Annotated in this window: 1 protein-coding gene; it reads left to right on the forward strand. The window is 64.8% G+C overall.

All coding sequences use genetic code 11. The features are described from left to right. Positions 1-33: 33 nt before the first annotated feature. Positions 34-421, forward strand: a 388-nt coding sequence (locus tag AB4Y92_RS26035; protein ID WP_441822254.1) for an SDR family NAD(P)-dependent oxidoreductase, incomplete at its 3' end; no start/stop codon positions are given.

Here is a 421-nt window from a genome sequence, read left to right on the forward strand (position 1 = left end):
GCGCAATCCGGGCCGGGCCCGACGGTGCACCCGATGACCGATCCGACGACCAAATATCCCAAGCCGCCCTTCGCGAAGCAGTCTCAGCCCTGGCCGGGATTGGCGAGAAAAATGAACCCGCGGCCCGATCACGGCGAGAAGAGCTACAAGGGCTCCGGCCGCCTCATTGGCAGAAAGGCGCTGATCACCGGCGGCGATTCCGGCATGGGGCGGGCTGCTGCCATCGCATACGCTCGCGAAGGCGCGGATGTCGCAATCAACTATCACCCCGACGAGGAGCCTGACGCGCGCGAGGTGATCGAGTTGATCAAAGCGGAAGGCCGAATGGCGATCGCCCTTCCGGGAGATCTCCGTAGTGCGGAATTCTGCGCCAAGCTGGTTGGCGACGCAGTCGCTGCGCTTGGCGGCCTCGATATCGTCG

It is taken from the genome of Lysobacter sp. TAB13, from assembly GCF_052113885.1.
In the GTDB taxonomy this organism is placed as follows: Bacteria; Pseudomonadota; Gammaproteobacteria; order Xanthomonadales; family Xanthomonadaceae; genus Lysobacter; species Lysobacter gummosus.